This is a genomic window from Thiobacillus thioparus DSM 505, from assembly GCF_000373385.1.
Taxonomy (GTDB): Bacteria; Pseudomonadota; Gammaproteobacteria; order Burkholderiales; family Thiobacillaceae; genus Thiobacillus; species Thiobacillus thioparus.
This window is the reverse complement of the sequence record NZ_KB891327.1, coordinates 252,292-277,109: the sequence shown is the minus strand read 5'-3', so window position 1 is coordinate 277,109 and position 24,818 is coordinate 252,292. Positions and strand designations below refer to the sequence as shown.

General features: G+C 61.3%; 27 protein-coding genes. 19 read left to right on the top strand and 8 right to left on the bottom strand.

Annotated features, from left to right (window positions below; genetic code table 11):
* The 12 genes from B058_RS17550 to B058_RS16850 all read left to right on the top strand — a co-directional run bounded on the left by B058_RS17550 (window position 1) and on the right by B058_RS16850 (window position 9,166).
* The gene (locus B058_RS17550) at window positions 1–576 is read left to right on the top strand and encodes a class I SAM-dependent methyltransferase (RefSeq protein ID WP_081616728.1); all 576 of its coding nucleotides are present in this window, start codon (window positions 1–3) and stop codon (window positions 574–576) included.
* A gap of 113 nt (window positions 577–689) precedes the next feature.
* Window positions 690–1,052: a nuclear transport factor 2 family protein gene (locus B058_RS0110570; RefSeq protein WP_018508456.1), complete on the top strand. Its 363-nt coding sequence runs from the start codon at window positions 690–692 to the stop codon at window positions 1,050–1,052.
* Between the two features lie 108 nt (window positions 1,053–1,160).
* Entirely contained in the window at window positions 1,161–1,805 is a 645-nt protein-coding gene (locus tag B058_RS0110565) for an alanyl-tRNA editing protein (RefSeq protein WP_026240839.1), read from the top strand.
* A 132-nt stretch (window positions 1,806–1,937) separates the two neighbouring features.
* Window positions 1,938–2,567, top strand: coding sequence for a dihydrofolate reductase family protein (locus B058_RS0110560; protein ID WP_018508454.1), 630 nt, complete (start codon window positions 1,938–1,940; stop codon window positions 2,565–2,567).
* Between the two features lie 220 nt (window positions 2,568–2,787).
* Window positions 2,788–3,534, top strand: a complete 747-nt coding sequence (map, locus tag B058_RS0110555; RefSeq protein WP_018508453.1) for a type I methionyl aminopeptidase — start codon at window positions 2,788–2,790, stop codon at window positions 3,532–3,534.
* 95 nt (window positions 3,535–3,629) lie between these two features.
* Window positions 3,630–4,079, top strand: coding sequence for a DUF1801 domain-containing protein (locus B058_RS0110550; protein WP_018508452.1), 450 nt, complete (start codon window positions 3,630–3,632; stop codon window positions 4,077–4,079).
* 311 nt (window positions 4,080–4,390) lie between these two features.
* The gene (sugE, locus tag B058_RS0110545; protein WP_018508451.1) at window positions 4,391–4,711 is read left to right on the top strand and encodes a quaternary ammonium compound efflux SMR transporter SugE; all 321 of its coding nucleotides are present in this window, start codon (window positions 4,391–4,393) and stop codon (window positions 4,709–4,711) included.
* 259 nt (window positions 4,712–4,970) lie between these two features.
* The gene (locus tag B058_RS0110540) at window positions 4,971–5,390 is read left to right on the top strand and encodes a VOC family protein (RefSeq protein ID WP_018508450.1); all 420 of its coding nucleotides are present in this window, start codon (window positions 4,971–4,973) and stop codon (window positions 5,388–5,390) included.
* Between the two features lie 39 nt (window positions 5,391–5,429).
* Entirely contained in the window at window positions 5,430–5,828 is a 399-nt protein-coding gene (locus B058_RS0110535; protein WP_018508449.1) for a YciI family protein, read from the top strand.
* A gap of 47 nt (window positions 5,829–5,875) precedes the next feature.
* A complete protein-coding gene (locus B058_RS0110530; RefSeq protein WP_018508448.1) occupies window positions 5,876–6,448 on the top strand; it encodes a dihydrofolate reductase family protein in 573 nt (190 codons plus the stop codon).
* 434 nt (window positions 6,449–6,882) lie between these two features.
* Window positions 6,883–8,385, top strand: a complete 1,503-nt coding sequence (locus B058_RS0110520; RefSeq protein WP_018508446.1) for a lipase family alpha/beta hydrolase — start codon at window positions 6,883–6,885, stop codon at window positions 8,383–8,385.
* Window positions 8,386–8,503: 118 nt separating this feature from the next.
* On the top strand, window positions 8,504–9,166 hold the full coding sequence (locus B058_RS16850; protein WP_157265780.1) for a phosphatase PAP2 family protein: 663 nt from the start codon (window positions 8,504–8,506) through the stop codon (window positions 9,164–9,166).
* Window positions 9,167–9,183: 17 nt separating this feature from the next.
* Here B058_RS16850 and B058_RS0110510 read toward each other — a convergent pair whose 3' ends face one another.
* A complete protein-coding gene (locus tag B058_RS0110510) occupies window positions 9,184–10,014 on the bottom strand; it encodes a ferritin family protein (protein ID WP_026240838.1) in 831 nt (276 codons plus the stop codon).
* Between the two features lie 215 nt (window positions 10,015–10,229).
* Here B058_RS0110510 and B058_RS0110505 point away from each other — a divergent pair, with 215 nt between their 5' ends.
* From B058_RS0110505 to B058_RS0110490, 4 genes are all read left to right on the top strand, one after another.
* Window positions 10,230–11,102, top strand: a complete 873-nt coding sequence (locus B058_RS0110505; protein ID WP_018508443.1) for a formylglycine-generating enzyme family protein — start codon at window positions 10,230–10,232, stop codon at window positions 11,100–11,102.
* Between the two features lie 81 nt (window positions 11,103–11,183).
* Complete coding sequence (locus B058_RS0110500; RefSeq protein ID WP_018508442.1) at window positions 11,184–12,068, top strand: diguanylate cyclase; 885 nt, start codon at window positions 11,184–11,186, stop codon at window positions 12,066–12,068.
* A gap of 95 nt (window positions 12,069–12,163) precedes the next feature.
* A complete protein-coding gene (locus B058_RS0110495) occupies window positions 12,164–13,117 on the top strand; it encodes a DnaJ C-terminal domain-containing protein (RefSeq protein ID WP_018508441.1) in 954 nt (317 codons plus the stop codon).
* Window positions 13,118–13,120: 3 nt separating this feature from the next.
* A complete protein-coding gene (locus tag B058_RS0110490; RefSeq protein ID WP_018508440.1) occupies window positions 13,121–13,438 on the top strand; it encodes a chaperone modulator CbpM in 318 nt (105 codons plus the stop codon).
* Here B058_RS0110490 and B058_RS0110485 read toward each other — a convergent pair.
* The 4 genes from B058_RS0110485 to B058_RS0110470 form a co-directional block, all read right to left on the bottom strand.
* Entirely contained in the window at window positions 13,435–14,457 is a 1,023-nt protein-coding gene (locus B058_RS0110485; RefSeq protein ID WP_081616777.1) for an NAD(P)/FAD-dependent oxidoreductase, read from the bottom strand. The genes B058_RS0110490 and B058_RS0110485 overlap by 4 nt on opposite strands.
* Before the next feature lie 158 nt (window positions 14,458–14,615).
* Window positions 14,616–15,044: a GNAT family N-acetyltransferase gene (locus B058_RS0110480; protein ID WP_018508438.1), complete on the bottom strand. Its 429-nt coding sequence runs from the start codon at window positions 15,042–15,044 to the stop codon at window positions 14,616–14,618.
* Window positions 15,041–16,327, bottom strand: coding sequence for an MFS transporter (locus B058_RS0110475; RefSeq protein ID WP_018508437.1), 1,287 nt, complete (start codon window positions 16,325–16,327; stop codon window positions 15,041–15,043). The genes B058_RS0110480 and B058_RS0110475 overlap by 4 nt, the downstream gene beginning before the upstream one ends.
* Before the next feature lie 56 nt (window positions 16,328–16,383).
* Window positions 16,384–18,180: an ABCB family ABC transporter ATP-binding protein/permease gene (locus B058_RS0110470; protein WP_018508436.1), complete on the bottom strand. Its 1,797-nt coding sequence runs from the start codon at window positions 18,178–18,180 to the stop codon at window positions 16,384–16,386.
* Window positions 18,181–18,278: 98 nt separating this feature from the next.
* Here B058_RS0110470 and B058_RS0110465 point away from each other — a divergent pair, with 98 nt between their 5' ends.
* The 3 genes from B058_RS0110465 to prmB are packed head-to-tail and all read left to right on the top strand — an operon-like array spanning window position 18,279 to window position 20,716.
* A complete protein-coding gene (locus B058_RS0110465; protein ID WP_018508435.1) occupies window positions 18,279–18,626 on the top strand; it encodes an ArsC family reductase in 348 nt (115 codons plus the stop codon).
* Window positions 18,627–18,632: 6 nt separating this feature from the next.
* Window positions 18,633–19,793 (top strand): succinyl-diaminopimelate desuccinylase, encoded by a 1,161-nt coding sequence (gene dapE, locus B058_RS0110460; RefSeq protein WP_018508434.1) that lies wholly within the window; start codon window positions 18,633–18,635, stop codon window positions 19,791–19,793.
* Between the two features lie 20 nt (window positions 19,794–19,813).
* The gene (gene prmB / locus B058_RS0110455) at window positions 19,814–20,716 is read left to right on the top strand and encodes a 50S ribosomal protein L3 N(5)-glutamine methyltransferase (protein WP_018508433.1); all 903 of its coding nucleotides are present in this window, start codon (window positions 19,814–19,816) and stop codon (window positions 20,714–20,716) included.
* Here prmB and B058_RS0110450 read toward each other — a convergent pair whose 3' ends face one another.
* The 3 genes from B058_RS0110450 to B058_RS0110440 all read right to left on the bottom strand — a co-directional run bounded on the left by B058_RS0110450 (window position 20,717) and on the right by B058_RS0110440 (window position 24,818).
* Window positions 20,717–22,924 carry an EAL domain-containing protein gene (locus B058_RS0110450; protein WP_245539292.1) on the bottom strand — a complete coding sequence of 736 codons (2,208 nt, stop codon included), beginning with the start codon at window positions 22,922–22,924 and terminating at the stop codon, window positions 20,717–20,719. It lies immediately after the preceding gene.
* A gap of 137 nt (window positions 22,925–23,061) precedes the next feature.
* Window positions 23,062–23,523 (bottom strand): hydrogenase maturation protease, encoded by a 462-nt coding sequence (locus tag B058_RS0110445; protein ID WP_018508431.1) that lies wholly within the window; start codon window positions 23,521–23,523, stop codon window positions 23,062–23,064.
* On the bottom strand, window positions 23,520–24,818 hold the full coding sequence (locus tag B058_RS0110440; protein WP_018508430.1) for a Ni/Fe hydrogenase subunit alpha: 1,299 nt from the start codon (window positions 24,816–24,818) through the stop codon (window positions 23,520–23,522). The genes B058_RS0110445 and B058_RS0110440 overlap by 4 nt, the downstream gene beginning before the upstream one ends.

Sequence of the window (24,818 nt, the reverse complement as noted above, 5' to 3'; positions counted from 1 at the left end):
ATTACGGATCAAGCCATCATTGATGCCGTTCTCAGCCGTCTACCACGCTCCGTCCTTGATATTGGCTGTGGCGAAGGATGGCTTGTTCGTGAACTTGCCGCCAGAGATATGCATGCTGTAGGTATCGATGTTGTACAAAAACTTGTTGAAGAAGCCNGGCGCGCCGGTGGCGGAGATTTTCGCATNCTGTCTTACGAAGAGATTGCTGCTGGGAAACTCAAAGTTTTGGTTGATGTCGTTGTCTGTAACTTCGCGTTACTCGGAAAAGAATCGGTTGAGGGAGTATTTGAGGCTGTTCCATCCCTGCTAAATTCACATGGCACATTTGTCGTACAAACCCTTCACCCAGTGATGGCGTGCGGTGACTTGCCATACCGGGATGGGTGGCGCGAAGGTTCATGGGCCGGGTTCAGTAGCAATTTCTCTAACCCGGCGCCGTGGTATTTTAGGACCTTGGAGAGCTGGATAAAATTGTTCGTTGATAGTGGTTTTCAGCTATGTGAAGTACGTGAGCCGACCCACCCAAAGACCCAGAAACCAGCTTCCGTGATTTTCATTGGAGAAACGGCTGGCTAACAACGCCATCAACCCGGACGTGCAAAAGAGCCGTTTCGCTCTGCTTTTGCACGCCGGTTATGGCAGTACGCATTAGAGAACCGCCGAACAGTAAATCGTCAATGTCTAAGACCATGAAGCCACGCCATCTTGTTCAAGCCTGGGTTGAAGCATTCAACCATGCAGATATCGATGCCCTAGCCAGCTTCTACACGGAAGAGGCCATCAATCATCAAGTCGCTGAATCCCCCGTCGTGGGACGAGAAGCAATCAAGGCAATGTTTGCCTCTGGGTTCGCAGCGGCGAATATGGTTTGCTTGGTCGAAAACATCTTCGAAGAAGGCGAGTGGGCTATCTTGGAATGGCGTGATCCGCTTGGCCTTCGCGGGTGCGGCTTCTTCCACGTCGTAAACGGGAAGATCAAACTTCAGAGAGGCTACTGGGACAAAATTTCGTTTCTCCGCAGCCAAGGCTTGCCCCTCCCGAAGGAACTTTGAGCCTGAGCAAAATGCGCTCTAACCCTTCCATCGAGAGGACCTGCCCCGGCAAGCCTGGTCAGGCCTCTCATGTCAAACATTAGGGCGCCCCACGTTATTAGAGGATGTATGACAAAGAAAGTCTTCTGGGATGATCCGTACGCGACTTCGCATCCAACCTGTGTTTCTTCGGTTAATGGCTGCGAAATCGAACTGGAATCCACAATATTCTTCGCCTTTTCGGGCGGGCAAGAGAGCGATCACGGTTCAATTGCAGGTATCCAGGTGCTTTCGGCAAGGAAAGAGGGATTGCGGATTATCTATACTCTGCCGCCCTCTCACGGGCTTCAGGTTGGTCAGTCCGTGCAAGTTGAAATTGAATGGGAAAGGCGCCATCGACTGATGCGCCTTCATTTCGCTGCAGAATTGGTTCTTGAAATCTTCTACAAAGAGCTAAATGGTGTGGGCAAGGTTGGCGCTCATATCGGCCCAGATAAGGCTCGGATCGACTTCGCATGGCCTGAGAGCATCTCTCCGCTCCTTCCCGCTTTTTCCGAAATGGCGAATCAGATCATCTCATCCAACAGCAGAATAGCGACCGACTTCGATGACATATTGAATGAAAGAAGATACTGGGAAATCCAAGGATTTTCCCGCGTCCCATGTGGCGGCACGCACGTCCGGTCAACAGGAGAGATCGGTCAGATCCGACTCAAGAGAAATAACATTGGCAAGGGAAAAGAGCGGGTGGAAATCTTTCTGTGCGAACCGTGAATATTTCGCCAATACTGATATTTGAGCTCCTTTATCTAATCGGAGAGCGCTAACAATTCATTCAAGCCGACGCCTAACGGTGCGGCTTAACGCCAACGTCAGACCGCCATCCGAACATGCGAGAGGAAAATCATGAGCAAGGTATTCGTCAACATTGGACTTAGCCTCGATGGCTACATGGCACCTGAAGGAATGACCATGGGCAAGCCTGAATACAAGAACTGGGGCGCCAAGTGGGGGGCGCTGATGGCCTGGGTCCTCAATCAACAGTACTTCCGCGAGAACCTCAAACTCGGACCAGGGGGAGAGACCGGTCCGGTCAATGACCTGCTTCGCAGCACTACGGAGCGCATCGGTGCCAACGTCATGGGCAAGCGAATGTTCGACCAAGGCGAGGTCGCTTGGCCAGAGGAGGCTCCGTTTCACACACCGGTATACGTTCTTACCCATGAGAAACGCGAACCCTGGGTACGCCCTGGCGGGACGACCTTTTACTTCATCAATGACGGACCGGAACGTGCCCTAGAGCTAGCCCGGGAATCCGCAGGCAGTCGTGATATTCGTATCGCGGGTGGAGCGGATGTGATCCAGCAGTACCTAAACCTGGGTGTCGTCGAGGAGCTGGAAATCGCCTTGGCGCCTGTGTTGTTCGGCGGCGGGCGGCGGCTCTTCGAGAACCTACGCGAGCCCGGGCCGCAGTTTCGGATTGACAGGGTTCTTGATGGCCCAGCCGCCACACACTTGCGCTATGTGCGTCAGTGAGGGGGCCTAACAACCGGTTGTTAGGCCATACAGAAGAGGCTCGATGGCGATTCCCGCCAATGTTCAATCGATCTGGTCCGCATTGTCGCAGGATCTGGGTGCATCTTCAGTGCGACATGGCTATCGCATGCGAGCGATTCAAAGTCGTCCATTCACCGGTAGCGTGAGGTGCGGCCTCATCCCTTCCCGGGTATTCTCACGTATTCAGATAGGAAATCACATGACCATCGAAACCGAAGATGATGTCGTTGCACTCAAACGCATAGGCAAGATCGTTTCATACGTGCTTCAGGAGATGCTCGATGCTGCCGAACCCGGCATGACTACGCGCGAGCTGGATTCACTTGGTGAGCAATTGCTTGAAAGACACGGCGCACGATCGGCGCCTAGACTCACATACGACTTCCCGGGCTCAACCTGCATCAGCATCAACGAGGAAGCCGCCCACGGCATCCCAGGGGGCCGGGTGATTCGACCTGGCGACGTATTGAACGTCGATGTTTCTGCCGAGTTGGGAGGATACTTCGCCGATACCGGAGGAACGAAAGTTGTACCTCCGACCAACCCACAGAAAACGCGCTTGTGCCACGCCACCCGCACGGCCCTCGAGCAAGCCATGAAGCAGGCCCGCGCTGGCCAGCCCATCAATGGCATCGGCGCTGCAATCCAGCGAACTGCGAAGACATACGGCTTCAAGATTATCGAGAACCTCGGCAGCCACGGGGTTGGCCGTGCACTTCATGAAGCCCCCGAGCACATTGCCGGATACTTTGATCCGACGGACAGGCGCATCTTGAGAGAGGGCATGGTGATCACCATCGAACCCTTCCTCTCAACAAAGAGCCGCATGGTGACCGAGACGTCCGATGGATGGACCTTGGTTGGAAGCCATGGCAACTTATCGGCGCAATACGAGCACACGATGATAATTACCAAGGGCGAACCGATCGTCGTCACTCAGCACTGAATAATCATCAATGAAAGCTAGCCCTTCCATCGAGCGGCCGGCTTTCGGCCGCACGAAAACCGCGATGCCGCAACAGCACCTTTCGGGAGACTTCAATGCTAGGGGCCAAGACTCAGATCAAGCGATTCCCAAAGAAGACTCCCACTTCGGACGCGGACAAGTCACCCTCTGAACTGATCGACGCCCGCATCCAGGGCTTGCAGGATTGGAGGGGGGTACTACTTGCCCAGCTCCGAGAACTTATCAGGGAAGCGTCCTCTGAGATCACCGAAGAATGGAAGTGGAACACACCTGTCTGGTCCTGCAACGGGATCATCTGCACCGGCGAAACCTATAAGAAGGCTGTCAAACTGACCTTTCCGAAAGGCGCATCACTTGCAGATCCTTCTGGGCTTTTCAACGCGAGCCTAGAAGGGAAAGCCAGGCGTGCCATCGATTTCGCGGAGGGCGCCTCGATCAATGAAGCGGCACTGATGGCTCTTGTCCAGGCCGCCGTCGTCCTCAACAACGCACTAGACGTTTCCAGGCGCAAGAGTGCAGCCTAACCATGGACCCATTGCGACATGCGACTGGCGGCGCCATTTATCATCCTCGTTATGTGACCTCCTCACGGAGCGCTGTAACGAATGGCTGAGCTATCTTCGAGAACTCTCATGTGCCTGAAAAGCGAGGCCTTCGCACTTTCTGCTTGTACCGTCTAACTTATGATACCTACGCCGCATAACCTGGCAGTCGGGCGGGGCTGCGCAAAAAGCCGCGCGGGCCGCTCACTTCTATGTGGGCACTCTTGGAAGTGAGGACGACCTCGCCACTCCATCCTGTATCGGGGACGGCTCCGTGCATTAGAAAGGTATCTATGAATTGGGTAATTCTTGTCACGGCCGGATTATTCGAAATCGGATGGGCGATTGGACTCAAATACACCGAGGGCTTTACTCGTCTTTGGCCAACTGTCGGCACTGTATTTGCAATGTTAATCAGCCTTGGCTTGCTCGGCATTGCAATGAAATCCCTCCCCGTCGGTACGGCCTATGCTATCTGGGTGGGTGTCGGTGCCGTTGGTACAGCAATATTGGGCATTGTCTTGTTTGATGAATCGGCGAGCGCTGCACGGCTGATCAGTCTTGCGCTCATCCTTGCAGGCATAGTTGGCCTGAAGCTGGCCACACATGCCTAACCCGGGCTCAACCTCGCTCCTTTCAATCGCTGGAGGCTGCGCGATAAAGCCGCCCAGCGCTGGTTGGCTCTACGTAATACGTTTTGGAGCGAGAGAACAATGGTCTTTTTTTGAAGCCGATCGACGGACTCTCCTCCTTTTTCGATTGGCCGGATGCCGACCTTATTTAATCTGGCCCATACGATGCGTCGGGGGGCAGAAAATCCATTTCATTCGTTCGGTGCCAGAATCGGCGCCACCGTCCCGCAGGGCTAAATCCATGAAGCAGTCAATCGGTCAAGTAGCCATCGTGGTGAGCGAATACGACGAAGCCATCACCTTCTATACAAGCACGCTCGGTTTTACTCTGATCGAAGACACATACATACCAGAGCAAGACAAACGCTGGGTGATCGTTGCACCACCAAACTCCACTGAATCTCGCGTGCTCCTGGCACGCGCTGCAAATGACGAGCAAGCCTCTCGTATCGGCAACCAGACAGGAGGTCGGGTATTCATGTTCCTGTTCACAGATGACTTCTGGCGCGACTACAAGAACTACCGAAGCAAGGGCGTTGTCTTTGTCCGTGAGCCGAAGGAAGAAACATACGGAACAGTGGCGGTGTTCGAAGACCTCTATGGCAATCTCTGGGATCTCCTTCAACCGAAGCAATTGATGCAAGACCATGGCATGCGTTAAATTGAGACGTTTGCATCACGGCTCAATCTGGAGAAGCTGATGTCCGATATATCTCCCCTTCCCGATTTCTTGGTTCTTTCACGCGGAAAATGGGACGCTGACAAGTCCCCGGAAGAGATCCAGCGCGCCATCGACGCCTTCTATGTCTGGCACGATCGTCTTGTACAAGAAGGCAGGCTCAAACCGGGCCAGAGGCTTGCCACGCAAGCCAAGCTGGTCTCGCGCTCGGGTGTGAGGGATGGCCCCTATACAGAAGCGAAGGAGGTCATTGGGGGCTACTGGTTTTTCTGCGCGGCCAACCTGCAGGAGGCCGCCGATCTGGCATCCCAGAATCCTTGCCTGGCCTGTGGGCTTACATTCGAGATTCGACCTGTCGAAAGCGAGCGGGCAAGCGCCTTCAAGTTTGCGAACGAGACACCCGGCCCCGGAACCAGGTAGCGTGTGGGCATCATCTAGGCGCATGAAATCATATTCAGGGCACAAGAATGAAAACGCAGTATTTCGCAGCGACCAGCCTCGATGGCTTCATTGCTACCGAGAATGACTCACTTGACTGGCTGTTTCCGCTTGGCGACCTGAATAGCTCCAGCTATCCAGCGTTCATTGCTGATGTGGGTGCGTTGGCAATGGGGTCCTCAACTTACGAGTGGATGGTGCGCAACGCTGAAAAGCTTGCCTCTGAGGCCGGCTCAGCATGGCCGTATACGCAGCCAGCCTGGATATTCTCCAGCCGCAGGCTTCCAATCATCGAAGGGGCGAACATCAGATTCGTCAATGGGGATGTACGCTACGCCCACGATGAAATGCGAACTGCTGCGGGCACCAAAAACATCTGGATAGTGGGAGGCGGGGATCTCGCGGGTCAGTTCTACGACGCTGGCTTACTGGACGAACTTATCATCCAGGTGGGTTCGGCCACCCTCGGCAAGGGCAAGCCACTTTTTCCTCGCAGAGTGCTCAGCCCAGCTCTGCGCCTGATGTCTGTCCATCAGTTGGGTACTGGCATGGCTGAGTTGCGCTATGAGGTACACAAAGGCGATCCGGGTGGCGATGTTTAACGATTCATTCAAGCGCGACAGCCTAGAACACGTCCCTTAAGTCGCCCCTCTCCCTGCCAGGGACAACTCCATTTTTCAGCCGCATCCGTAACTACCGTGCTGTCGATGATCGGCTGGGCACCTCCGGGCAACCCTCTGTGGGCCCGTTGCGCGAGGACGATCCACGCTACTCGCTGCCTGTTGAGACTGGCGTTGTTGGATCGCTTGGCATGCGCTATGCGCATATTCCTGTCCAGTTATCGGCACCTACCTACGCCGATCTCCTCGAATTCTTCGAGGTCATGGCCAGACACGAAGGCGAGAAGCCCCGGGTTCACTGCGCGGCAAACATGTGGGCCCCTGCTTTCCTGGGCTGTACTTAATTCAAACCTTGGGGCGCTAGGGCCAGGCCGCCTAGAATACCCTCGATACCAACCGCAACAGGAGTGGACGGCATGGCCGATACCCCGTGTTACCCCATCATCTACGTCCGCGGCTACGCGATGACGAAATCGGAAATCACCGAAACCACCTCGACGCCGTACATGGGCCTCGAACTCGGTTCGACCAAGGCGCGCCAGGCCTGGGACGGCGCGGTGCGCAAGGTCTTCTTCGAGTCGCCCATCGTGCGATTGCTGAAAGAAGGCTACAGCGATATCTACCGGGACGGCCTGCAGCTCGAATCCGGACCGATCCCGCCGCAGAGCATCATCATCCATCGCTACTACGATGCGGCCGATCCGGATTTCGGGTCAGGCAAAGTGCCCACGATCGTCGACGCCGCGAAAGGGCTGAGCGACCTGATCCTGCGCGTGCGCGACCAGGTCTGCCTCGACGGCCGCATGAAGCCCGAGGACTTCAGGGTGTATCTGGTGGCGCATTCGATGGGCGGCCTGGTCTGCCGCTGCTTCCTCCAGAACGGCGCGGCCGGCAGCGACGCGGCACGCAAGCTCGTCGACAAGGTGTTCACGTTCGCCACGCCACACAACGGCATCGAGATGGCCGGGATGAATGTTCCGGATTTCTTCGGCCTGTGGGACATGAACAACTTCAACCGCGACGAGATGAGAAAGTATCTCGACATCAAGGACAAGAACGTCGGGGTCAATTCGCTCGATGGAAAATTCGACCCGAGCCGGTTCTTCTGCCTGGTCGGCACGAACAGCAAGGACTACGACGTGGCGCGCGGCGTCTCCCGGCTGCTTGCTGGCGAACTGAGCGACGGGCTGGTGCGCATCGAGAACGCCTATGTTTCGGGTGCGCCGCGTGCCCACGTCCACCGCAGCCACAGCGGTCCGTACGGCATCGTGAATTCGGAGGAAGGCTTCCAGAATCTCACCCGCTTCCTGTTCGGTGACGTCAGCGTCAATGGCGTGCTGGAAATCGAAAACCTGCCGCTTCCGCCTGCGACCAGGCTGCAGAAGCTGCTTGGGAAAAAAATCGGCTACTACTTCGAGGTGGCGGTCGCCACCAGAGGCGCGCTCGATTTCGATCTCACTCGCCGCACGGTGGCCAACAACAGCGCCATATTGCGTTCGCGCGCCGAGCTCTTCGAGGACGACGGCACACTGAAGGCGGATGCGCGCCATCCGCATCTCTTCTCCACCTTCCTCGATCTGTCGAAGCGGCCGTCCGACAGCCGGGAAATGATGTTCACGATCCAGCTCGCCGTATCGATGATCACCTATACCGGCGAGGATGCTTCGCGTGACGACCACTATGTTCCCGGCGAATACCTGTTCCGCGACACGGTCGTGATCAGCGCCATTCCGCCAGCAGACCCGGCCGCATCCTGGCAGGTCGGCTTCGTCCTGGCCGACAGCGGATGGTCGGGTGCGAAGACGACTCCGGCGAACGGAAAAACCGACGAGCAGGGCCAGCCCTATGTCGCGATCCCGCTGGAGAACGAGAAAGGCTTCAAGGCAAGCCTGCGGCTATACGGCTCGCATTGGGCATAGGTTCCGCCCTTGATGTCGGGATTCATACTCCGGCAACCTTTCGGGCACCGGAGCGATTTTTCATCTGCGGATGGTAGGCTGCGCATTGCCATCCTTCCTGCCTGCTCCCGTCAAACCGATGTCTTTTCATGCCGCTGATTTCTGGATCGTGATCACCCATCTGGGCGCTGCCAGCATCACGCTGCCGTTGTTTCTGGTCATCGCGGCCGAGTTGTGGCTCGCTGGTCAGAAATCCGACCTTCTGGCCTGGATGGTGGCGATGTCGGCAGGCGGGGCGATCGTGCTCGCCAGCAAGATCGCTTTCATTGGCTGGGGGTGGGGAAGCGCATCCTTGAACTTTACCGGTATCAGCGGCCACACCATGTTGGCCACGTCCATTCTTCCCGTGTGGATGGGTCGGCTGCTGGCGGAGCCGGACCGTCGCTTCAGTCTTTCCGGCGTATCCCTGGGCCTGGCGATCGGTGCCGCGGTGGGAGTTTCAAGGCTGGCATTGGGGGCGCACAGCCCAAGCGAAGTGATGGCGGGCTGGTTCCTCGGGCTGGCAATCAGCCTGACCGCCTACAAGGTGATGCGGCACCGGCGTGCCGTCCAGGGCGTGGCCGGCCTCGCGGGCGCCTTCCTGCTACTGGCTTTCAGCCCTTCCTGGTCCGGCTATTTCCCTACTCACAAGTGGGAGGTCGACATTGCGCTGGCAATGTCGGGCCATGCGCAGCCTTATGTCCGGCAGGATCTCCATCGCCCGTTGCGAGAAAGCGCGAGTGAATTCTCCTGGCGCGAATAGGCAGGGAATGCGCAGCGCTAAACCGCTGCCAGCGCCTGCTTCCGGTATTTGTTCAGGTCGCGCACGTTCTCGAATGTCTGGCCCAGCAGGCTCGACAGGTTGCGGAGAATGCCGCCGACGACCTTGCTTTCCCAAGCATCGTCGAAACGAATCTGCTCGTCGAGCCAGTGCTCCAGCCATTCCGGATTGGGCAAGCGCGACTGGATGGTGTCCTTGGGGAACAAGGTTTCGTTGACATGCAGATTGGTGGGGTGCAGCGCCTTGTCGGAACGCTTGCTGGACGCCATCAGGAAACCGATCTTGGCGAAGGCTGCGGCAACGCTCTGGCCGCCCTCCTTCAGCGCGCGCTTCATGTATTGGAGATAGGCGCCGCCGTGGCGGCCTTCATCGCGCGAGATGGTTTCGTAGATATATTTGATGACCGGCTCGGTATGCCATTCCGAGGCGCGCTTGTACCACTGCGTGAGACGGACTTCGCCGCAGAAGTGCAGCATCAGGGTTTCCATCGGCGGTGCCGGATCGAACGGGAAGCGGATGGCGTGCAGTTCGTCCTCGGTGGGCGCAAAGTCGGGTTTGAAGCGACGCAGGTACTCCATCAGCACCAACGCGTGTTTCTGCTCCTCATAGAACCAGATCGACATGAAGGCGGAAAAATCGCTGTCGTGTACGAAGTCGCGCAGGAACATCTCGGTGGCCGGCAGCGCCGCCCACTCGGTAATGGCATTCATCTTGATGGTCAATGCCTGTTCGTCTGTCAGCTTGGCGGCATCGAAACTGTCCCACGGAATGTCGGTTTCCATGTTCCAGCGGGCACGTTCGAGAGATTTGAAGAGGTCGATGTAAAGCATGTTGTAGGGTGAGGCACTGGATTGTTTGGGTGTCCCCAGTGTGCCCATTGTTGTCCGAATGAATGACATTTTAGTGTCTTTCCACGATTTTGCCCTCATTCACGCCCTTAGGGCGCGCGGCCCGCCAAATCGCGGGTGGCCCATGCCGCCTCATCCGTCATCCGGTCAACGCGAAAGTGGCATAATAATCAGGTTTTCTGCATCTTCCAGCCACGATGGATCCCGAACGTATTGCCCCCACCCTACCCGATACGTTTGCCCTGCACGAAGGCGAACTGATCGCCCTGCAAGTGAAGGCCGCGCATGCGCTCGGCCTGCCCGATACCCATTTCCGGGATAGCCTGGCCGACGGCACCGCAGCCCCCGCGCTGGCCGTCATCCCTGCAGGTGCATTCGAATACGGTGCCGCGCCGCAGGAAGCGGCACCGGCGCAGGATCGCCCGCGCCGTGCCGCCCTGATCGAACGGGACTTTGCCATTGGCGTGCTGCCCGTCACGACAGAGGAATTCGAGGCCTACGGCCGCGCCACCGGCTGGCGGCGGCGTGCGGAACTGGTCTGGCTGTCCGGTCGCAAGCCGGTCATCAACGTGCGGCAGACCGAGGCACGCGATTACTGCGCCTGGCTGAGCCAGCAGACCGGTCAGCGCTACCGTCTGCCCACCGAACAGGAATGGGAGTACGCCTATCGCGCCGGCGCGTCGAGTGCCTATCCGCAAGGCGACCGCATCACGCCGGCGGATGCGCTCTATAACGCGAGTCAGGGCTATGACGCCGCGCGCCCCAAGCGGCCGCGCTTGTTGTCGCGCTGCTTTGTCCGTTGCGGCGCGATGGAGGCCGGCAAGCTGCGCGCCAACCGCTGGGGCCTGCACGACATGGCGGGCAATGTATGGGAATTCACAGCCAGTCCCTGGACACGCGATCACGCCAGCCTCCCCGAGCGTCCCCTGCCCGGCAAGCCGCAAGCCGTGGTCACCAAGGGCGGCTCCTGGTTCGATGGTCCCGAGGACTGCCGGGCTGCCGCACGCCGCCGCCGGTTGGAGAATGAACTGGACCTCAATCTGGGTTTCCGCGTCGTGCGCGAAATTTAGGGCTACGCTGTACCGCACGCAATAACGGAGTATCAGGATTGAGAAAAACTGCTCGTGCAACGCTAGGGAGGGAACGTCGCCATGCCTGAGCTGCCCGCAGATACCGATCGCTTCATAGCCGAACTCGACGCTGCCGTCGAAGCGCACATGAGCTGGACACGCCGCATTTTACGTTGCGCTGTCCTGCGCTCGACGCCGGGCGAGGATGTGCTCGACCTCCAGGCGCACACCCTGTGCCATTTCGGCGGCTGGTTCATGGCGAACCGAAGTCATTTCGAGATACTGGATGCCCAATCCGCCGGCCGCGTGGAGGTAGTGCACCAGACCATGCACGACGCCATCCGTTCGATCTGCCGCGAGATCCTGACCGGCCGGCCGGGGCGCGAGGCCGATCTGGAAGCCTTCGAACAGTCGCAATCCGAGCTGCTCGGCCTGTTGGCCCGCTTCAAGACGCTGATCCTTTCGACGGCGGTGCGCCGCGACCCGCTCACCCAACTGCCGCTGCGTTACGGCATCGAGCACGATTTCGCCCTGTACCAGAAGGAAGCCCGGCGCAATCGCACCCTGCTGTACGTGGTCATCATCGACGTGGATCATTTCAAGCCAATCAACGACACCTATGGTCATCCCGTGGGCGACCGGGTCTTGCGCCATCTGGCCGACACGCTGAAACGCAGCCTGCGCGACGACGAGCCGCTTTATCGCTACGGCGGAGAAGAGTTTCTCTGGCTTCTGAAATGCAAATCGGCCACCGAGGCCAGGCAGTCGGCGCGACGTGTCCTTGCAATCGTGGGCACCACCCCCGTGCCGATCGACAACAATGAAGTCCTGCGGCTGACCGTGACCCTCGGGCTCGCGCAGGCCGGCGAGCGCGAAGACCTGGCGAACGTCATCGAGCGGGCCGATCAGGCGCTCTACGAAGGAAAAAGCAACGGCCGCAACCGATACGTCATCGCCGAATCCTGACGGCCCCGCCGTCCCGCGATCAGGCAACGCGCCTCTGGTTCCCGCACGCCATCATCTATAAATAAACAAGCCTGTCGGCACCACGGGGAAACCGGATGGAATTCAAGGATTACTACCAGACGCTGGGCGTGAAGCGCGATGCCACGGCGGACGAAATCAAGAAAGCCTTCCGCAAGCTCGCGCGCAAATATCATCCCGACGTATCCAAGGAGGCGGATGCCGAGCTGCGCATGCAGGAGGTGAACGAAGCCCATGCCGTGCTCTCGGATCCGGAAAAGCGGGCCGCCTACGATCAGCTGGGGCGCGGCCACCGGCCGGGCGAGACATTTCGCCCGCCACCGGACTGGGACGCCGGTTTCGAATTTACCGGCCAGGGCTACTCGCCCGGCGAAACCGCCGATTTCAGCGATTTCTTTGCCGAACTGTTCGGCCACATGGGCGGCGCGCGCCCGGGCGCCCGCCATGCCCGCACCGGCTTCCGGGCGCAGGGCGAGGATCACCACGCCAAGGTGCTGCTTGACCTGGAAGACAGCTTCAGCGGCGCCACCCGCCAGATTTCACTGCGGGCGCCGAAAGTGGATGCCCAGGGCCGGGTTCAACTGGAAACCCGTACGCTCAACGTGAAGATTCCCAAAGGCGTGCACGCCGGCCAAGTCATCCGCCTTGCCGGCCAGGGCGCCCCGGGGATGGGCGGTGCCCCGGCCGGCGACCTGTTGCTGGAAGTGCAGTTCAAGCCACATCCGCGCTTTCGGGCGGAAGGCCGCGATCTGCAGCGGACCTTGCCAGTGACGCCGTGGGAAGCCGCCCTGGGCGCCATCGTCGCAGTGGACCTGCCGCAAGGCAGCGTCAAGGTACGTATCCCCGAGGGCGCCCAGAGCGGGCGGCAATTGCGCGTGCGCGGCCATGGCATACCCGGACAGCCGCCCGGCGACCTGCTGCTCGATCTCCAGGTGGTGTTGCCGCCGGCCACCACGCCGAGGGCGCGAGAACTGTATGAAACGATGGCGCGCGAACTCGCGTTCGATCCGCGCGCGCAGCAAAAGGATTGAGCCATGCAAGACGACGATATTCTGATCGGCTGCCTGATGGAGGATTCCTGGCTGACGCTGGAACAGGTTGCCGCTGCCTGTAGCGTGGAGCCGGTCTGGCTCATCCGCCATATCGAGGAAGGCCTCTTCCCGCATGCCGAAAGCGTGGCGGGCACCTGGCGGTTTTCCGGCGCGAGCCTGCTGCGCGCGCGGCGCATGCGGCAACTGGAGCGCGACTTCGAAGCCGTACCGGAGCTTGCCGCCCTGGTGGCCGACCTGCTGGAGGAAATGGATACGCTGCGGGCGCAGACCCGGCAGGCTGCCCCTGGAAGGGGCCGTTAGATCAGGAGTTCTTCCCGGGCCTGAACCAGCGCCTGGGCCAGCCGTACGCCGCTTTCCCACGCACGCTCAACGCCGACGCCGGCAATGCCATCGCCGATCAGGGCGACCCGGCTCTCGCGGTCGCTGACCCAGAAGCCGCCGACCGAGGTTTGCGGACGCGCATGGCGCCACAGGTGCGAGGCTTCGATCTCGACCGGCCACGGCAGTCCCAACAGGCCCATCAGCGCCGAGGCTGCGCGGTTGCTTGCCTCCATTTCGGAGGCTTCCAGGTAGGTTTCGGCGAACTCGTGGCTGCTGTGCACCGCCCACAGGCCGGGGCCGTCGGCGGTCTGGCGTACCGCCAGATTCAACAGATGGTCGTCGAACTTGATGACGTCCGCCGCGGGACCGCCCTCCCAGCGCATCAGGAACGACCAGATCGGACGATAGCGCACCTCGCCCAGGCGTGCGCGCAACAGCGGCAGCGCATCGAGCATGGGAATGGCCTGCGGCGTGGGCACGCTGCATATCACGCAGTCATAGTCGCCGCGCACCTCGCCGTTCTCCAGGATGATCGTTCGCGGCTGCAGGGTCGCCACGCGTGACTGAGTGTGCAGACGGGCACTGCCGAGCAGTTTGCGAACTAGCTGCGACGGTTCGATGGTGGGACGGAAATGGTTTTGCAACTGCGCCTCGCCCCATGAGATGGTGGCGCGCCCCTGCCAGATGTTGCCCCGTACCGGTGCGACCCAGCCCTGACGTACCCAGTCACGCAGCTGGCTGCGGAATGGCTCGCGCTTGGCCGAAATGAACGGCGTGCCCAGCGTGGCCCAGCCCTGTTCCGTACGCCGGGTCGACAGGCGTCCGCCTGCGCCGCGCGCCTTGTCGTACACGTCGACCTCCCAGCCTGCCGCGGCGAGCGTGCCCGCACAGCTTGCACCCGCAATCCCCGCCCCAACGATGCCTGCCCTGAGCGTGGTTCTTGACGCGTCAGCGTCGTTAGAACCGCGGCCTACCCCTTGCGGGTGGAGTTTTTCCATTCCTGTCCATCCTCGTATATGACCATGCGACGATCTCCCGTATCGCCGTGGGAATGGCGCGGCACATGGGCGCGCGCTATTCCCGTTCCATATCGAACTGTATCAGCAAATTCTTAAATGCCGACTCAAAAGCCCTGTTCAAACTGATACCAGCGCGTTCAGGCCAATACCATCTGCATGGCCACATGCGGGATGCCGGCTTCCTCGTATTCGGCACCGTCGGCGACAAACCCTGCACGGGCGTAGAACCCCGCGGCATGGGTTTGCGCACTGAGTCTGAGCACAGTCTGTCCGCGCGCCTGTGCAGCGGGCAGAATCCGATCCAACAAGGCCCGGCCCACCCCGCGCCCGCGCCAGGCCGGCAGCACGGCCATGCGCCCGATGTGTCCGTCGGGCAACAGCCGGGCGCAGCCGATGGGCGATCCATCCTCGGCTAGGGCGAGCCAATGCGTCGAGACGGCATCGTATTCGTCCCACTCCAGCGCTTCCGGGACTCCCTGCTCGTCGATGAACACGGCACGTCGCACGGCGCCGAGGCGTGCGGCATCACGAGCCCAGTCGGTTTCTCCAATCGTAAAGCTCGTCATCGCCAAGCGCCGATGCGGGCGAACCGCCGCGCGGCACGATGGCCGCGCGCCGCTTTCACGCCGACCAGCATCCACAGCCCGGCGACGAAATAACAGCCGGTGATGAGCAGCGACTGGCGGTGGTCGCCCTGCGTGATCCAGCTCGCAATACCATAGGTCAGCGGGCCAATGATCGATGCCAGCTTGACCGCCAATCCCCATAGACCGAAGAATTCGGCCTCCTGCGCCGGCGGTGCCAGCAATCCCACCATGGCCCGACCGGCCGATTGCGAGGCTCCCATGCACAGCCCGGCCAGATTGGCCGCTACCCAGAACATGCGCTCGTCGGGCGCGGCCCAGGCCAGCAACACCATCACGATCCAGCCGACCAGGGTGAACGCAATCAGACGTACATGGCCGACCCGGTCCTGCACGTGGCCGAAGACGAAGGCGCCGACCGCCGCCGTGATGTTGACCACCAGCACCAGCAGGATGGTTTGCTGGGTGCTGAAGTGAAATGCCTGGTTGGCGTAGATCGCCGCCAGCGTGATGACAGCCTGGATGCCGGCCTGATACAGCACGGTGCAGACGAGAAAGCGCTTGAGGTCGGGCAGGCGTTCGAGATGGCCCAGCGTGTGCCGCACTTGGGCCCAGGCGTTGCGCGCCGTGCGCCCGGTTTGCGGCAGGGCGCGCTCGCGCAACATAAACAGCGTCGGCAAACTCGCCAGCAGGAACAGCGCGGCGGTGATCAGCATGGAGACCGGGACGAAAGCCGCTGCTTCCTGGCCGTGCGCCTGCGCCCAGTTGATGTAGGCCAGGCTTGCGCCCAGCGACACCAGTCCGCCCACATAGCCGAGCGACCAGCCCCAGCCCGACACCCGGCCCAGCGCACGCGGACGCGCGAGCTCGTTCAGGAATGCGGCGATCAGGTTTTCGCCGGTACCGAAGAAATAATTGGACAGCACCAGCCCCACGATGGCCAGCGTCAGTTCGCCCGGCGCGGCAAAATACAGCAGCGCGGTAAAGCCGACGCAACCCAGCGTAGTCAGCCACAGCAGCATTTTCTTGTTGGCATGGGCATCGGCATACGCGCCGATCAGCGGTGCGGTGAACATCACCAATGCATAGGAGACCGACAGCGCGAGCGTCCAGACGAAAGTCGCCCACGGCGCGTTGCCGGCCACTGCCGCGACGAAATAGGCGCTGAACACAGCCGTGATGACGACCGTCGTGTAGCCCGAGTTGGCGAAGTCGTACATCGCCCATGCCCAGACTTCGCGCCGGCGCACGCCGGGCTGCAGCATGCCTGTCCTGAGCTCGGTCGAAGGGCCTGTCCTGAGCTGAACCGAAGGTCTGGCCATCAGGCGACCTCCTCTTCGGCCTGCTGCTGCAGCGCCCACATGTGGGCGTACACGCCATTCTTCGCCAGCAGCTCGGGATGCCGCCCGCGCTCGACGATGCGACCGCCTTCCATCACCAGGATCTCGTCGGCCTCGACCACGGTGGAGAGGCGGTGCGCGATGATGAGGCTGGTTCGGCTGCGCGCGATTTCCAGCAGTTCGGCCTGGATGGCCTTCTCGGTCTTGGTGTCGAGCGCGGAAGTGGCTTCGTCGAGAATCAGGATGGCGGGGTTTTTCAGCAGGGTGCGGGCGATCGCCACGCGCTGCTTCTCGCCGCCCGAGAGCTTCAGCCACCGCTCGCCCACCACCGTGTCCCAGCCTTGCGGCAGGCTTTCGATGAAACGCAGGATGTGCGCGGCGCGCGCGGCTTCGATCACCTCGTCGCGGCTGGCGTCGGGCCGGCCGTAGGCGATGTTGTAGTAGATGCTGTCGTTGAACAGCACGGTGTCCTGTGGCACCACGCCGATGGTGGCACGCAGGCTGTCCTGCGTGACCTGGCGGATGTCCTGGCCGTCGATGCGGATGCTGCCGCCGCCGACGTCGTAGAAGCGGAACAGCAGCCGGGCCAGCGTCGACTTGCCGGCGCCGCTGGATCCCACCGCCGCCACCGTCTGGCCGGCCGGGATGGTGAAGCTCACATCGTGCAGGATCGGACGGTCGGCATTGTAGGCAAAGTTCACGTGTTCGAACCTCACTTCGCCCGCGACCACGTCAAGCGCGCGCGCGTCCTTCGCATCCTCGACCTCGCGCGGCCGATGCAGCAGCGCGAACATGCGCTCGACGTCGGTGGTCGACTGCTTGATCTCGCGGTACATCACGCCGAGAAAGCTCAAGGGCTGGAACATCTGCAGCAGGAAGGCATTGACCATCACCAGATCACCCAGCGTCAGCGTGCCGTGGACCACGCCGTTGGCGGCGCGCAGCACCATCAGGGTGACGCCGATGGCGATCGTGCCGGCCTGCGCGGCGTTCAGCAATCCCAGCGAGCGCTGCGACTTGAGTGCCATTTTTTCCCACTCGATGAGGCTCTTGTCGTAGCGCTCCGCCTCGTATTTCTCGTTGCCGAAATATTTGACCGTCTCGTAGTTCAAGAGGCTGTCGATGGCGCGGCCGTAAGCTTCGGAATCGAGCGTGTTGGCGCGCCGCACGAACTGCGTGCGCCAGTCGGTGATGGTGACGGTGAATCCGATATAGGCCGCCAGCGTGATGAGGGTGATGACCCCGAATACCCAGTCGAGCTTGACGAACAGGATGACCGCCACCATGAGGATTTCCAGCACCGTCGGCGTGATGCGGAACAGCAGGTAGCCGACCAGGCTCGACAGCGCCTTGGATCCTCGCTCGATGTCGCGGGTGATGCCGCCGGTCTGCCGCTCCAGGTGAAAGCGCAGCGACAGCGCGTGCAGGTGCTGGAACACCGCCATGCTGATGCGCCGCATCGCGCGCTGGGTGACCTTGGCGAACACCACGTCGCGCAGATCGGCAAAGGTGGTGCTGGCAAAGCGCAGCAGGCCATAGCTGAGGATGAAGGCCAGCGGCAGCACCAGTTCGGCGCGCGGTTTGTCGAGCGAATCGATGATGTCCTTCAGCACCAGCGGCACCGCGACCGACGCCAGCTTGGCGCCGACCAGCAGCGCCAGCGCCAGCAATACGCGGCCGCGGAATTCCCATAAATAAGGAAACAGGCGGCCGATCGAGCGCAGGCTGGGGTCGCCGGGTGGCGGTGGAGCGGCATGGGAATGAACGGCGGGATGCATCAGGTCAGGTAGAATCGTGTTTGTAATTCAGGATTTTACGTCCATGCGTGGCAATTCCGGCACGCGACGACAGAACAGCATGAAGCGCCACGATTAACATGAAGCTCTACGGCATTCCCAACTGCACCACGGTGAAAAAAGCACGCGCCTGGCTCGACGGTCACGCGTGCGACGTCGCCTTCCACGATTTCAAGAAACAGGGTGTCGACGCGGCCTGGCTGCGCAAGGTCGTTGAGCAGACCGGCTGGCAGGCACTGGTGAATACGCGCGGCACGACCTGGCGCCAACTCACCGATGCGGAGAAGGCGGCGGTCATCGACGACACCAGTGCGATCGCGCTGATGCAGGCTTACCCCAGCGTGATCAAGCGACCGGTGCTGGAGCGAAACGGAAAATATCATCTCGGCTTTGCCGAAGAACAATATCAAGCCTTGTTCGGAGAATGAAACTGCATGGCCAATGAAACGCCCAAGGATGGAATCCTTGCCAATGAAACCTTGGCGCTTGCGATCGAACTGCTCAAACGCAAATCGCTGACGCCCGACGATGCCGGCTGCCACGACCTCATCGCCGCGCGCCTGCAGAAACTCGGTTTCCATATCGAGCGCCATTGCCACAACGGCGTCGACAATCTATGGGCACGCAAGGGTACGACCGCACCGGTGGTCTGTTTTGCCGGCCATACCGACGTGGTGCCCACCGGCCCGCTCGAGCAATGGTTATCCGACCCTTTCGAGCCGACCATACGCGACGGCAAACTGTACGCACGCGGCGCCGCCGACATGAAGACCTCCGACGCCGCGTTCGTCACCGCCACTGAGCGTTTCGTCGCAGCTCATCCCGGGCACGGCGGCTCGATCGCCTTCTTGCTCACCTCCGACGAGGAAGGCCCCGCCACCGACGGCACGGTGAAGGTCGTCGAAGCGCTGAAGGCACGTGGCGAGACGCTCGACTACTGCATCGTTGGCGAGCCCACCAGTGCCGCCGAATTCGGCGACACCATCAAGAACGGACGCCGCGGCTCGCTGTCCGGCACACTGCGCGTCAAGGGCGTACAGGGCCACATCGCCTACCCGCACCTGGCCAAGAATCCGATCCATCTCGCGGCGCCGGCGATCGCCGAGCTCGCCGACACCATGTGGGACGAGGGCAATGCCTACTTTCCGCCCACCACCTGGCAGATATCCAATATCCACGCCGGCACCGGCGCCACCAACGTCATCCCCGGCATGGTCGAGATCCAGTTCAACTTCCGTTTTTCCACCGCCAGTACCGCAGAAGGCCTGATGGACGCGGTGAATGAAATCCTCGACAGTCACGGCCTCGATTACGAAATCGACTGGAGCCTGTCCGGCAAGCCTTTTCTCACCCCGCGCGGTCCCCTGTGCGATCGCCTGAGCGAAGCCATCCACGACGTCACCGGCCTCACGCCCGAACTGTCGACCACCGGCGGCACCTCGGACGGGCGCTTCATCGCCGACATCTGCCGCGAAGTCGTCGAGTTCGGCCCGCTCAACATGAGCATCCACAAGCTGAACGAGCACGTCGCGGTGGAGAACATCGAGCAGCTGGCGGCGGTCTACGAGAAGACACTGGAAAAACTCCTGGGTTAACCCTTACAAGAACCGGCGCGATGAAACATTTCGAAGACACCGAATCCCTGATCACCGTGCGCGACTGGCTGCGCTTCGCGGTGTCGCGCTTCAACGAAGCCAAGCTGTTTTTCGGCCACGGCTCGGACAACGCCTTCGACGAAGCGGCCTACCTGATCCTGCATACCCTGCACCTGCCGCTCGACCGTCTGGAGCCCTTCCTCGATGCCAGCCTGACGCACAGCGAATCCGAACAAGTACAGGCGGTGATCGAGCGTCGGGTACGCGAGCGGCTGCCTGCCGCCTATCTCACGCACGAGGCCTGGCTGGGCGCGCACCGTTTCTATGTCGACGAGCGCGTGATCGTGCCACGCTCCTTCATCGCCGAACTGCTGCACGAACAGCTGGCGCCGTGGGTGGAAAATCCGGACGAAGTGACGCACGCACTCGACCTCTGTACCGGCTCCGGCTGCCTCGCAATTCTGGCTGCACTGGCCTTTCCCGATGCCCAGGTCGATGCCGTCGATCTTTCAAGGGATGCGCTCGAGGTCGCCGCAAAGAACGTCGCCGATTACGACCTCACGGACCGTATCGAACTGATCGAATCGGATCTGTTTGCGGCGCTGGCGGGGCGGACCTACGACGTCATCCTCAGCAACCCGCCCTATGTGAACGCCGAATCGGTCGCCGCACTGCCGCCGGAATACCAGGCGGAGCCCGCACTGGCACTAGGTTCGGGCGAGGACGGCCTGGATGCCACGCGGAAGATTCTGGCTGGCGCCAAGGCCCATCTCAATCCCGGCGGCCTGCTGGTGGTCGAAATCGGCCACAACCGCGATGCGCTCGAAGCCGCCTATCCCGCCCTGCCCTTCACCTGGCTCGACACCGAGAGCGGCGACCAGTTCGTCTTCATGCTGCGGCGCGAGGATCTCGCCGACCTGTAATCAGGCCGATCCTGGTGCGATCTGCCGGTCCAGAAACGCGACCAGTTGGTTCGCCGCCTGCGGTCGGCTCATCAGGTAGCCCTGACCGAATTCGCAGCCGTTTTCACGCAGGAAGTCATACTGCTGCGAGGTTTCGATGCCTTCGGCGATCACCTCCAGCCCGAGCCCTTTCGCCAGGGCCAGAATCGTCGTGACGATCTGGGTATCGCCAGCCTGGTCCGGGATCCGGCGGACGAACGACTGGTCGATCTTGAGCGCATGAAACGGCAACTGCTTGAGATAGCTCAGACTGGAATAGCCGGTGCCGAAGTCGTCGAGCGACAGCCGCACCCCCATGCCGCGCAGTTTGTCGAGGCTGCTGCGAACCTCGTCGTTCATGATCAGCATCACGTTCTCGGTAATCTCGAGTTCGAGGCACTCCGCAGCCAGGCCGGTACGCGCAAGCGCCTGTGCAACCGATTTCACCAGGCGCCCGCCTTCGAACTGCCGGGTAGAGACGTTCACGGCCAGCGTCAACTCGTCCGCCCTGCCCTGTTTCTGCCAGGCGTGCAACTGGGCGCAGCCAGCTTCGAGCACCCACTCTCCCAATTGGACGATCAGGCCGGTGTCTTCGGCGGCTGAAATGAATGCGCCGGGCAGCACCAGTCCCTGGTCCGGATCGTTCCAGCGCAGCAAGGCCTCGAGCCCCACGATGCGCCCGCTTTCCAGTTCCACGATCGGTTGGTAATGCAACAAAAATTCGTCACGTTCCAGCGCCTGGCGCAGGCGCGTGTCGAGGGTCAGCCGCTCCACTACGCGTGCGGTCTGCTGCGCGTGGTAGAACAGGAAGCGATTGCCGCCTTGTTCCTTCGCCTGATACATGGCTGTGTCGGCGTGTTTGAGCAGCGTTTCCGCCGACGATGCGTCGTCGGGGTACAGTGCAATGCCAATGCTGGCGCTGCTGTATATCTGGGTGGCACCGATATCGATCGGCATGGCAAGACTGTTCAGCAGGCGGGTGGCGACCAGTTCGGCATCCGCCTGGGCGTCGATATCGGATACGATCGCCACGAATTCATCGCCGCCGAAACGACTCAGATGATCGTGCGCGCGCAACACCGATTGCAGGCGCTGCGCGACCTGCTGCAGCAAGAGGTCGCCCGCTCCGTGGCCGAGCCCATCGTTGATGTTCTTCAAGCGGTCGAGGTCGATGAACAGCAGGGCCAGTCGCGCTTCGCTTCCTTGCAAGGCGGACAGCATTCTCTCGAGTGCGGTGCGGAACCCTTCGCGGTTCGGCAGCTGCGTCAGGCCATCGAAATAAGCCAGCTGGTTCAGGTGTTGCTGGGCTGTTTCACGCTGCTGGATTTCAGTCTGCAGCAGATCGGCACGACGCTGCAGCTCGCCCGTCTGCCGCTTGACCTGATAACGCAGAAAGCCGACGATCGCCAGCGCCAGGACGAACAAGCCTGCGACCGTCGCCACGGCCCACGACAGCCACCAGGGATAGCGCGCCGCAGGTGCGGCTTCGAGCCATCGCCGCAGCGACTCATAATAGGCTGACCCGGGATCTGCCTTGAGCGCAGCCAGATCTCGGTCCAATGCATGCAGAAGCGCTGGGGCGGCATGCTTCGGGGCGGCGTAATGGACAAAAATGGGATTGAACACGATGCCGGTCGCAACCATGTCGTTTTGATGGGCATGCAGTGCCGCGAACACCCGGTTGACGACACCTGCGTCGGCCCTGCGCTCGACGATCGCTTGCAGCGCATCGGCATAGGTATCCACATACACAGGCGTGAATCCTGCATCGAACTGTTTCGACAGCTCGATCAGGGCCTGGCTGTGTGTGCTTCCCCGCATGAGCGCCACCCGCTTGCCCTTGAGGTCGGGCAGCGAGTCGATGTGGGACTCGGTATGGCGGAACACCATGCCCCAGTTTCCGATCAGGCTTTGCTGGCTGAACTGGAAGCGCTTCGCACGTTCGTCGCTATAGGCGATCCCCACGAGCAGATCGATCTCACCCTTGTCCAGGCGGACGAGCAGATTGTCCCAGGAGTCGGGAACGTAGGTGATCTGCCAGCCTTCCCGATCCGCCACCGCACGGATGACGTCGATCGCGATGCCCTGGGGCGGCACACCGGGTGTTGCCGTGACGATGGGAGGATTGTCGGCTACGCCGACCCGGACAGGAGTCCCGCCCTGCGCGGCCACTGCCGGAGAACACGACAACAGCCAGAATAGACAGGCCTGCAAAAGAATACGGAAAACCACGCAAATAAGTCCCTGTAGATCAAACCGCGCCAGGTGTCTGGCTGTTGCGGGCGTAGCCTAACCTAATATCCGGCCCGGTACTAAGCGCGAACCGGCTACCGGGACGCGGCGGCCAAGTCGGCTGCGATATGTCGGGCAAGGTGTCGAGCGGCAGCCTGGATGTCGTCGCCGGCCTCGTCGCCAGGGCATGCAAGCGAGATTTCGATGCCATACAGATCGAGCCGGGGCGGCAGGATGCCGAACGCGCGCGCCAGCGACAGCGCGTCGAGCACGCCGAGCCCGTGGCTGGAAAGGCCATGCGTGTAGCCCGGCCACGCGTCCTGGCCGAAACGTTTTATGCGGCCTGGCCGATCGCCGCTTTGCATGGCGTCGACCAGGATGACCCAGTCCGCATGTTCCAGCAGGCCGATCAGGCGGGCGCCGGGCCTGTCCAGCTTGTCGATGGCAAGTTCATGTTCGCCTTGGACACCGTAAGCCGCCAGGGCGTCCACGGTCAGCCAGCCGGCCTGGTCGTCGCCCGACGGCGAACCGATGCCGAGGATGCGGACCTTGCTCATGCGCGCGCGACATTCAGGCGCAGGAAATGGGTAGCGCAGGAAATGCAGGGGTCGTAGTTGCGGATGACTTTCTCGCAATGCAGCCGCAGCGCGTCGTCAGGATGGTCAAGCCCGAAGTTGAGCAATGACAGCCGCAGATCCTCTTCGATGCGGCCCTGGTTCTGACTGGTCGGCGGCACGATGCGTGCATTGATCACGCAACCCGCGTCGTCCATTTCATAGCGATGCCACAACAGGCCGCGCGGCGCTTCGGTGCAGCCAATCGCCACGCCGGCACGCGGCGTGGCCGGCACCCAGGGCGAGTCCGGCACGCGATAGCCGTCGAGCAGACGTAGCGCTTCATATAGCGCGAGCCAGATTTCCACCGCACGTGCCAGCAGGCTGTGAAAGAGGTTGCGGCTAGGCAACACGAGGCCGATATCGGCAAGCAGAGCCCGGATCGCGCCGGGCAGGTACTCGTGGTTGAGGTTGAGCCGTGCCAGCGGCCCGACCAGGTAAGGCTGCTGGTGATAGGTGCTGAACAGCGCGGTGGAATACGGTTCGTGTCGCTCGATGAAATGCGCGTCAAAGGCCTCCGCCCCGATGCGCAAGCCGTCGCTGGCCCCGATGTCGCCGCGCTCGATGGCGTAGTCAGCCGGGTGCCGTGTCGCCACCGACACGAAAACCTGGTCGTCCTGCGGCACCGGAATGGCTGCAGCCCAGCGGATCAGCGCTTCGGCCTCGGGCAGTGCGGCGCGCAGTTTGTCCCGCATGTCGAGGATGCGTGCCAGCGAGGGCGCGCCATGGAAGCCGCCGATGCGTACCCCGACCGGATGCACCGAGCGCGCGCCGAACAGGTCCATCAGTTCGTTGCCCAGACCCTGGATCCGTAGCCCGCGACGCACCTCGTCCGGCGCGATGCGCGCCAGTTCGATGGCGTTTCCGCAACCGAAGAAATCCGGCGCGGCCAGCAGGTGGATGTGCAGGCTGTGGCTCTGGATCCATTCGCCGCAGTAGAACACCCGGCGCATGACGCGTGCCCAGGGATCGAGTTCGACGCCGAAGAGGTCTTCCAGCGCCTGTGCCGCGGTGACCTGGTACGCCACCGGGCAGATGCCGCAGATGCGCGCCACCATGTCGGGAATTTCGGTGTAGTGGCGTCCCTCCAGGAATTTTTCGAAGAAGCGCGGCGGCTCGAAAATACGCAGGCGCAGTTCGGCGATGTCGCCCTGCTCGATGCGCAAATCGAGCGCGCCCTCGCCTTCCACCCGGGCAAGCACCGGAACATGGATCGCCACGCTGCGCCGTTCAGTCAT